This window comes from Pseudomonas guariconensis (assembly GCF_015680235.1).
GTDB lineage: Bacteria > Pseudomonadota > Gammaproteobacteria > Pseudomonadales > Pseudomonadaceae > Aquipseudomonas > Aquipseudomonas guariconensis_A.
The window spans coordinates 25,965-35,274 of the sequence record NZ_JADLJL010000043.1 but is presented as its reverse complement, the minus strand read 5'-3'; the positions used below and the strand labels follow the sequence as shown (position 1 = coordinate 35,274).

The following is a 9,310-nucleotide window of genomic DNA, read 5'->3' as shown; positions in this document are numbered from 1 at the left end:
TTAGCCGCATAACCTGAACCGCCGTGTACGGAACCGTACGCACGGTGGTGTGAGAGGACGACGGGTGAGAGCCCGTCTCCTACTCGATCCTGGAATTTGGCCATCGGAGAGCGGTTTCGCCCACGCGTGTGCCTGCAGGTCCAGCTCAGAAATCATTCACAGGCATGAAGGTAGCTACAGGAGCTCTGTGGAAAACTCGCCATAGGCCCCGTTGATAACCGGCCTTTTTGGTTGAGGACAAACACGCCTGTGGGTAACCATTACTTTAATCCACAGGTTAAACGCCGTTATCCAGAGCCCTCAACCCCTGTCCGACACAGGGTTATGAATCGCTGTATGTATCGCCAATACTGGGCTGTAATGAGTTATCCACATGTGGATGGCTGCCTAAGAATAAACATAAAAACAAAGCTTTTTTAAATTTTTCCTCTTTGTTTTCTTTTGCCCGCCACTCATCCACAGCCTGGTCAAAATTTGCGCAAAAGGTTTCTTTAAGCGGGCTGAAGTCCCTATACTTGTCCGCTTACCTTCTCTATTCGCAAAAACAGGCACGAGGTGCGTGGTGGATTTCCCTTCCCGTTTTGAAGTGATCGTCATCGGCGGCGGCCATGCCGGTACCGAGGCTGCGCTTGCGTCCGCACGCATGGGTGTGAAAACCCTGCTGCTGACCCATAACGTGGAAACCCTCGGTCACATGAGCTGCAACCCGGCCATCGGTGGTATCGGCAAGAGCCATCTGGTCAAGGAAATCGATGCGCTCGGCGGCGCGATGGCGTTGGCCACCGACAAGAGCGGCATCCAGTTCCGCGTCCTTAACAACCGCAAGGGCCCGGCCGTGCGTGCCACCCGTGCACAGGCAGACCGCGCCCTCTACAAGGCCGTGGTCCGCGAGATCCTGGAAAACCAGCCGAACCTGTGGATATTCCAGCAGTCCTGTGACGACCTGATCGTCGAGCAGGACCAGGTCAAGGGCGTGGTCACCCAGATGGGCCTGCGTTTCTTCGCCGATTCCGTGGTACTGACTACTGGCACCTTCCTCGGTGGACTTATCCACATTGGCTTGCAGAACCATTCCGGCGGGCGTGCCGGCGATCCGCCTTCGATCGCCCTGGCCCACCGCATGCGTGAACTCCCTCTGCGCGTCGGCCGCCTGAAAACCGGTACCCCGCCCCGTATCGACGGGCGATCGGTGGACTTCTCGGTCATGACCGAGCAGCCCGGCGATACGCCGATCCCGGTGATGTCGTTCATGGGCAATGCGCAGATGCACCCACGCCAAGTGAGCTGCTGGATCACTCATACCAATGCGCGCACCCACGAGATCATTGCCTCGAACCTCGACCGCTCGCCCATGTACTCGGGCGTGATCGAAGGCGTCGGGCCGCGCTACTGCCCGTCGATCGAAGACAAGATCCATCGCTTCGCCGACAAGGAAAGCCACCAGGTGTTCATCGAGCCTGAAGGCCTGACCACTCACGAGCTGTACCCCAACGGTATTTCCACGTCGCTGCCGTTCGATGTGCAGCTCGAACTGGTACGTTCGATCCGCGGTATGGAAAACGCCCATATCGTGCGCCCGGGCTACGCCATCGAGTACGACTACTTCGACCCGCGTGACCTCAAGTACAGCCTCGAGACCAAGGTCATCGGCGGCCTGTTCTTCGCCGGGCAGATCAACGGCACCACCGGTTACGAAGAAGCCGGCGCCCAGGGCCTGCTGGCCGGTACCAACGCCGCATTGCGCGCGCAGGGCCGCGAAAGCTGGTGCCCACGCCGTGACGAGGCGTACATCGGCGTGTTGGTCGATGACCTGATCACCCTCGGTACCCAGGAGCCGTACCGCATGTTCACGTCGCGCGCCGAATACCGGCTGATCCTGCGCGAGGACAACGCCGACCTGCGCCTGACCGAGAAAGGTCGCGAGCTTGGGCTGATCGACGACGCGCGCTGGGCGGCCTTCTGCGCCAAGCGCGAGGGTATCGAGCGTGAGGAACAGCGCTTGAAGTCGACCTGGGTGCGCCCGAACACCGAACAAGGCCAGGCCATTGTGGATAAGTTCGGCACGCCACTGAGCCACGAATACAGCCTGCTCAATCTGCTGGCCCGGCCGGAAATCGACTACGCCGGGCTGGTCGAGGTGACCGGCGGGGAACAAATCGATCCACAGGTGGCCGAACAAGTCGAGATCAAGACCAAGTACGCCGGCTACATCGATCGCCAGCAGGAAGAGATTGCCCGCCTGCGTGCCAGTGAAGATACCCGTCTGCCTGTGGATATCGACTACACCTCGATCTCCGGCTTGTCCAAGGAAATCCAGAGCAAGCTCGGCCAGACCCGTCCGCAAACCCTGGGCCAGGCATCGCGCATCCCAGGTGTGACCCCGGCGGCGATTTCCCTGCTGCTGATTCATCTGAAAAAACGCGGCGCCGGCCGCGAATTGGAGCAAAGCGCTTGAGTTCCCTGGTCACCCCGCAACACGCAGAAGAGTTGTCCACAGGTGCGCGCCAGCTCGGTGTCGAGCTTAGCCCGCAGCAGCACGAGCAACTGCTGGGTTACCTGGCCCTGCTGATCAAATGGAACAAGGCCTACAACCTCACCGCCGTGCGCGACCCCGACGAGATGGTGTCGCGCCACCTGCTCGACAGCCTGAGCGTGATGTCGTTTATCCACAGCGACACGCAGCGCTGGCTCGACGTCGGCAGCGGTGGCGGCATGCCCGGCATCCCGCTGGCCATCCTGCATCCGCACAAGCAGGTGACGCTGCTCGACAGCAATGGCAAGAAAACCCGCTTCCTCACCCAGGTGAAAATGGAGCTGAAGCTGGACAACCTCGAGGTTATCCACAGCCGGGTCGAGGCATTCCAGCCCCCGCAGCCGTTCTGCGGCATCATCTCCCGGGCCTTCAGCAGCATGGAAAATTTCACCAATTGGACACGCCACCTGGGCGACGCGCGGACGCAATGGCTTGCAATGAAGGGGCTGCATCCTGCCGATGAACTGGTAGCATTGCCCGCAGACTTCACAGTGGAAAGCGAGCAGGCCCTGACCGTTCCGGGTTGCCAGGGCCAGCGCCATCTGCTGATACTGCGCCGCAAGGCATGACTGGGAACACACGCAACAATGGCTAAGGTATTCGCAATCGCGAACCAGAAGGGTGGTGTGGGCAAGACCACCACCTGTATCAATCTCGCGGCATCGCTGGCCGCGACCAAGCGCCGCGTGCTGCTGATCGACCTCGATCCGCAGGGCAACGCCACCATGGGCAGCGGTGTGGACAAGCACGAACTCGAGCATTCGGTCTATGACCTGCTGATCGGGGAGTGTGACCTGGCCCAGGCGATGCATTTCTCCGAGCACGGCGGTTTCCAGCTGTTGCCGGCCAACCGCGACCTGACCGCCGCGGAAGTGGTGCTGCTGGAGATGCAGATGAAGGAAAGCCGCCTGCGCAATGCGTTGGCGCCGATCCGCGACAACTACGATTTCATCCTCATCGACTGCCCACCTTCGCTGTCGATGCTGACCCTCAATGCCCTGGTCGCCTCCGATGGCGTGATCATCCCGATGCAGTGCGAGTACTACGCACTGGAAGGTCTCAGCGACCTTGTGGATAACATCAAGCGCATCGCCGCCCGCCTGAACCCGGAGCTGAAGATCGAGGGCCTGCTGCGAACCATGTACGACCCGCGCCTGAGCCTGAACAACGATGTTTCGGCCCAGCTCAAGGAACATTTCGGCAGCCAGTTGTACGACACGGTCATTCCGCGCAACATCCGCCTGGCCGAGGCGCCGAGCTTCGGCATGCCGGCCCTGGCGTACGACAAGCAATCGCGTGGCGCGCTGGCCTACCTGGCCCTGGCCGGGGAACTGGTTCGCCGCCAACGCCGTCAATCACGCACTGCACAAACAACTTAAGGAATCCGCATGGCCGTTAAGAAACGGGGTCTCGGACGTGGGTTGGATGCACTGCTCAGTGGTCCCTCCGTCAGCACGCTCGAAGAGCAGGCTGTGAAGGTCGACCAGAAGGAACTGCAACACCTGCCGGTCGAGCTGATCCAGCGTGGCAAGTACCAGCCACGTCGTGACATGGACCCCGAAGCGCTGGAAGAACTCGCGCACTCGATTCGCAACCAGGGCGTGATGCAACCGATCGTGGTGCGCCCGATCGGCGAGAACCGCTACGAGATCATTGCCGGTGAGCGCCGCTGGCGGGCCACCCAGCAGGCTGGCCTGGACACGATCCCGGCCATGGTCCGCGAAGTGCCCGACGAAGCGGCCATCGCCATGGCGCTGATCGAAAACATCCAGCGCGAGGACCTCAACCCTCTGGAAGAGGCCCTGGCGTTGCAGCGCCTGCAGCAGGAGTTCGAACTGACCCAACAGCAGGTCGCCGATGCCGTGGGCAAGTCGCGGGTGACCGTGGCCAACTTGCTGCGCCTGATCTCTCTGCCTGAAGCGATCAAGACCATGCTCGCCCATGGTGACCTGGAGATGGGCCACGCCCGTGCACTGCTTGGGCTGGAGGAAGATCGCCAGGAAGAGGGGGCGCGGCATGTTGTCGCACGTGGCCTCACCGTACGGCAAACCGAAGCGCTGGTGCGCCAGTGGCTCAATGGCAAATCTGATCCGGTCGAACAGGCCAAACCTGATCCGGATATCGCACGCCTCGAACAGCGTCTGGCAGAGCGCCTGGGCTCGGCGGTGCAGATACGCCACGGGAACAAGGGCAAGGGCCAACTTGTAATTCGCTACAACTCCCTTGATGAGTTGCAAGGCGTGCTTGCTCACATCCGCTGAAACAATTCCCGTTGTAGCGCGCAGTCGGAAATCACTACGAAGAGTTGAATAGGGGTTAAACCACCCCTATACTCTGCGCGCATTTTGTCGGCACAAATTATGCCAAGTCATTGCTGACTTGACGGTCGACTTTCGAGGAGCAGTTGTGATGGAAATCCGCACGCCAAACCGCTTGCCTTTCCATCGCTGGGCGGTTTTTCCGGTGCTGCTGGCTCAATGTATCGTGTTTCTGCTGGCAACTCTGGTGTTGTGGCAGTGGCAAGGCGCGGTCAGCGGTTATTCAGGTCTCTGCGGAGGTTTGATCGCCTGGCTGCCCAATGTGTATTTCGCCTGGAAGGCATTTCGCTATAGCGGGGCCAGGGCAGCGCAGGCCATCGTCAAGTCGTTCTACGCGGGCGAGGCAGGCAAATTGATTTTGACGGCAGTGCTTTTTGCACTGACCTTCGCAGGAGTGAAGCCATTGGCGCCGCTAGCAGTATTCGGCGTCTTCCTGCTGACCCTACTGGTCAGCTGGTTCGCGCCCCTGCTGATGAATAAAAGACTTTCGAGACCTTAGGGCGTTTGAGGCAACCATGGCAGCAGAAACCGCTTCGGGCTATATCCAGCACCACTTGCAGAACCTGACCTACGGTCAACTACCAGACGGCAGCTGGGGCTTCGCCCATTCGGCTGCAGAAGCCAAGGCAATGGGCTTCTGGGCGTTCCACCTGGACACCCTGGGTTGGTCCGTCGCGCTGGGTCTGATCTTCCTGTTCATCTTCCGCATGGCGGCCAAAAAGGCGACTTCCGGCCAGCCTGGCGGCCTGCAGAACTTCGTCGAAGTGCTGGTGGACTTCGTCAACGGCAGCGTGAAGGACTCCTTCCACGGCCGTAGCCCGGTGATCGCCCCGCTGGCGCTGACCATCTTCGTCTGGGTGTTCCTGATGAACGCCATCGACCTGGTACCGGTCGACTGGATCCCGCAGCTGGCCATCCTGATCTCCGGCGACCCGCACATTCCGTTCCGTGCCGTATCGACCACCGACCCGAACGCGACCCTGGCCATGGCCTTCTGCGTGTTCGCGCTGATCATCTTCTACAGCATCAAGGTCAAGGGCCTGGGCGGTTTCATCGGTGAGCTGACCCTGCACCCGTTCGGCAGCAAGAACATCTTCGTGCAGATCCTGCTGATCCCGGTGAACTTCCTGCTCGAATTCGTCACCCTGATCGCCAAGCCGATCTCCCTGGCACTGCGTCTGTTCGGCAACATGTACGCCGGCGAGCTGGTGTTCATCCTGATCGCCGTGATGTTCGGCGCCGGCATCCTGTGGCTCAGCGGCCTGGGTGTGGTGCTGCAGTGGGCGTGGGCTGTGTTCCACATCCTGATCATCACCCTGCAAGCCTTCATCTTCATGATGCTTACCATCGTCTACCTGTCGATGGCTCACGAAGATAACCATTAAGACCGCCTCGCGTGTCTGATAGCCTTCTCCGCCTGTTTGGGGGGAAGGCCAAAAACGTCCGCAAGGGCAGCTGTACCAAACGATTTGTTTTACCGCTTCAAACTAAAAACCTAACCAATACGACGTAAAAGTCGGGAGGAAAGATGGAAACTGTAGTTGGTCTGACCGCTATCGCTGTTGCTCTGCTGATCGGCCTGGGTGCTCTGGGTACCGCCATTGGTTTCGGCCTGCTGGGCGGCAAGTTCCTGGAAGGCGCTGCTCGTCAGCCTGAGATGGTTCCGATGCTGCAGGTCAAGATGTTCATCGTCGCCGGTCTGCTCGACGCCGTAACCATGATCGGTGTTGGTATCGCTCTGTTCTTCACCTTCGCGAACCCCTTCGTTGGTCAGATCGCCGGCTAATCACTCGTTCCTACGAGTTGATTGGTGTGATGGACAAAGACCGAGCGAGGTGTTGGCGTGAACATTAATGCAACCCTGATTGGCCAATCCGTTGCTTTCCTGATTTTTGTGCTCTTCTGCATGAAGTACGTATGGCCTCCGGTCATCACTGCCCTGCAAGAGCGCCAAAAGAAGATTGCCGACGGCTTGGACGCTGCCAACCGCGCAGCTCGCGACCTGGAGCTGGCCCAAGAGAAAGCGGGTCAGCAACTGCGTGAAGCAAAGGCACAGGCAGCCGAAATCATTGAGCAAAGCAAGAAACGCGCTGCTCAGCTTGTCGAGGAAGCCCGTGAACAGGCTCGCGTCGAAGCTGACCGTGTGAAGGCTCAGGCTCAAGCCGAGATCGAACAGGAACTCAACAGCGTCAAAGACGCCCTGCGTGCCCAAGTGGGTGCCCTGGCCGTTGGCGGTGCTGAAAAGATCCTTGGCGCCACAATCGATCAAAACGCGCATGCGGAGCTGGTTAACAAACTGGCCGCTGAAATTTAAGCGAGGGCGATCATGGCAGAACTGACCACGTTGGCCCGACCTTACGCTAAGGCTGCCTTTGAGCATGCCCAGGCCCATCAGCAACTGGCCAATTGGTCAGCCATGCTCGGCCTGGCTGCTGCGGTGTCGGAAGACGACACCATGCAGCGCCTGCTCAAGGCCCCGCGACTGACAAGCGCAGAAAAGGCCGCCGCATTCATTGAAGTCTGCGGTGACAAGTTCGATGCACAGGCACAGAATTTCATTCATGTTGCCGCGGAAAACGACCGTCTCCTGCTTCTGCCGGAGATTTCGGCTCTGTTCGACCTGTACAAGGCCGAGCAAGAGAAATCCGTGGACGTGGAAGTCACCAGTGCTTTTGCGTTGAACCAAGAACAGCAAGACAAACTCGCCAAGGTTCTCAGTGCACGGCTCAGCCGGGAAGTGCGCCTGCACGCGTCGGAGGATGCCAGCCTGATCGGCGGCGTCGTCATCCGCGCCGGCGACCTGGTAATCGATGGCTCGGTTCGCGGCAAGATCGCGAAACTGGCCGAAGCATTGAAATCTTGAGTTTGAAGGGGCAGCAGAGCAATGCAGCAACTCAATCCTTCCGAAATTAGTGAAATCATCAAGGGTCGCATCGAGAAGCTCGATGTCGGCTCCCAAGCCCGTAACGAAGGTACCGTCGTAAGCGTTTCCGACGGTATCGTGCGGATCCACGGTCTGGCCGACGCTATGTACGGCGAAATGATCGAGTTCCCGGGCGGCGTATACGGTATGGCACTGAACCTGGAGCAAGACTCCGTAGGTGCGGTGGTACTGGGTGCGTACACCTCCCTCGCCGAGGGCATGAGCGCCAAGTGCACCGGTCGCATCCTCGAAGTGCCGGTCGGCAAGGGCCTGCTGGGTCGCGTCGTTGACGCGCTGGGCAACCCTATCGATGGTAAAGGTCCTCTGACCACCACCGAAACCGACGCGGTCGAAAAGGTCGCTCCGGGCGTTATCTGGCGTAAGTCGGTAGACCAGCCTGTACAGACTGGCTACAAGTCGGTCGACGCCATGATTCCGGTTGGCCGTGGCCAGCGTGAGCTGATCATCGGTGACCGTCAGATCGGTAAGACCGCGATGGCGGTCGACGCGATCATCAACCAGAAAGACAGCGGCATCTTCTGCGTCTATGTGGCCGTTGGCCAGAAGCAGTCGACCATCGCCAACGTCGTGCGCAAGCTGGAAGAAGCCGGTGCCCTGGCCAACACCATCGTTGTTGCCGCCAGCGCCTCGGAATCCGCCGCACTGCAGTTCCTGGCCCCGTACGCCGGCTGCACCATGGGTGAATACTTCCGTGACCGCGGTGAAGACGCACTGATCGTTTACGATGACCTGTCCAAGCAGGCCGTTGCCTACCGTCAGATCTCCCTGCTGCTGCGCCGTCCGCCAGGACGTGAAGCGTACCCAGGCGACGTGTTCTATCTCCACTCCCGTCTGCTGGAGCGTGCATCGCGCGTTTCCGAAGAGTACGTCGAGAAGTTCACCAACGGTGCCGTAACTGGCAAGACCGGCTCGCTGACCGCACTGCCGATCATCGAAACCCAGGCTGGCGACGTTTCCGCGTTCGTTCCGACCAACGTGATCTCCATCACCGACGGTCAGATCTTCTTGGAATCGGCCATGTTCAACTCGGGCATCCGCCCTGCAGTTAACGCCGGTGTTTCGGTATCCCGTGTTGGTGGTGCCGCTCAGACCAAGATCATCAAGAAGCTGTCCGGTGGTATCCGTACCGCTCTGGCTCAGTACCGTGAACTGGCTGCATTCGCCCAGTTCGCTTCCGATCTGGACGAAGCGACCCGCAAGCAGCTGGAGCATGGTCAGCGCGTAACCGAGCTGATGAAGCAGAAGCAGTACGCGCCGATGTCCATCGCGGACATGGCCCTGTCGCTGTACGCCGCTGAGCGTGGTTTCCTGACTGACGTAGAAGTCAACAAGGTCGGCAGCTTCGAGCAAGCACTGATCGCCTACTTCAACCGTGATCACGCCGAACTGATGGCCAAGATCAACGTGAAGGGTGACTTCAACGACGAAATCGACGCTGGCATGAAAGCCGGTATCGAGAAGTTCAAGGCCACCCAGACCTGGTAAGCCGCAGCGGGGGCTCCGGCCCCCGCTTGC

The 9,310-nt window shown here is 59.8% G+C and carries 10 protein-coding genes; all 10 read left to right on the top strand.

All coding sequences use genetic code 11. The features are described from left to right. The first annotated feature begins 562 nt into the window (after window positions 1-562). Window positions 563-2,455 carry a tRNA uridine-5-carboxymethylaminomethyl(34) synthesis enzyme MnmG gene (gene mnmG, locus IRZ56_RS21110; RefSeq protein ID WP_196146721.1) on the top strand — a complete coding sequence of 631 codons (1,893 nt, stop codon included), beginning with the start codon at window positions 563-565 and terminating at the stop codon, window positions 2,453-2,455. Continuing rightward, window positions 2,452-3,102 carry a 16S rRNA (guanine(527)-N(7))-methyltransferase RsmG gene (gene rsmG, locus IRZ56_RS21105; protein ID WP_084855258.1) on the top strand — a complete coding sequence of 217 codons (651 nt, stop codon included), beginning with the start codon at window positions 2,452-2,454 and terminating at the stop codon, window positions 3,100-3,102. The genes mnmG and rsmG overlap by 4 nt, the downstream gene beginning before the upstream one ends. 18 nt (window positions 3,103-3,120) lie before the next feature. Continuing rightward, a complete protein-coding gene (locus IRZ56_RS21100) occupies window positions 3,121-3,912 on the top strand; it encodes a ParA family protein (RefSeq protein WP_084855259.1) in 792 nt (263 codons plus the stop codon). A 9-nt stretch (window positions 3,913-3,921) separates the two neighbouring features. Then, on the top strand, window positions 3,922-4,794 hold the full coding sequence (locus IRZ56_RS21095) for a ParB/RepB/Spo0J family partition protein (protein WP_084855260.1): 873 nt from the start codon (window positions 3,922-3,924) through the stop codon (window positions 4,792-4,794). Between the two features lie 148 nt (window positions 4,795-4,942). Beyond that, entirely contained in the window at window positions 4,943-5,350 is a 408-nt protein-coding gene (locus IRZ56_RS21090) for a F0F1 ATP synthase subunit I (protein WP_084855261.1), read from the top strand. A gap of 16 nt (window positions 5,351-5,366) precedes the next feature. Continuing rightward, on the top strand, window positions 5,367-6,236 hold the full coding sequence (atpB, locus tag IRZ56_RS21085; RefSeq protein ID WP_023383137.1) for a F0F1 ATP synthase subunit A: 870 nt from the start codon (window positions 5,367-5,369) through the stop codon (window positions 6,234-6,236). A gap of 143 nt (window positions 6,237-6,379) precedes the next feature. Further along, window positions 6,380-6,637: a F0F1 ATP synthase subunit C gene (gene atpE, locus IRZ56_RS21080; RefSeq protein WP_003097235.1), complete on the top strand. Its 258-nt coding sequence runs from the start codon at window positions 6,380-6,382 to the stop codon at window positions 6,635-6,637. 57 nt (window positions 6,638-6,694) lie between these two features. After that, on the top strand, window positions 6,695-7,165 hold the full coding sequence (locus IRZ56_RS21075) for a F0F1 ATP synthase subunit B (protein WP_023383136.1): 471 nt from the start codon (window positions 6,695-6,697) through the stop codon (window positions 7,163-7,165). Window positions 7,166-7,177: 12 nt separating this feature from the next. Continuing rightward, entirely contained in the window at window positions 7,178-7,714 is a 537-nt protein-coding gene (locus tag IRZ56_RS21070; protein WP_023383135.1) for a F0F1 ATP synthase subunit delta, read from the top strand. 21 nt (window positions 7,715-7,735) lie between these two features. Further along, the gene (atpA, locus tag IRZ56_RS21065; RefSeq protein WP_196146720.1) at window positions 7,736-9,280 is read left to right on the top strand and encodes a F0F1 ATP synthase subunit alpha; all 1,545 of its coding nucleotides are present in this window, start codon (window positions 7,736-7,738) and stop codon (window positions 9,278-9,280) included. The last annotated feature ends 30 nt before the right edge of the window (window positions 9,281-9,310 follow it).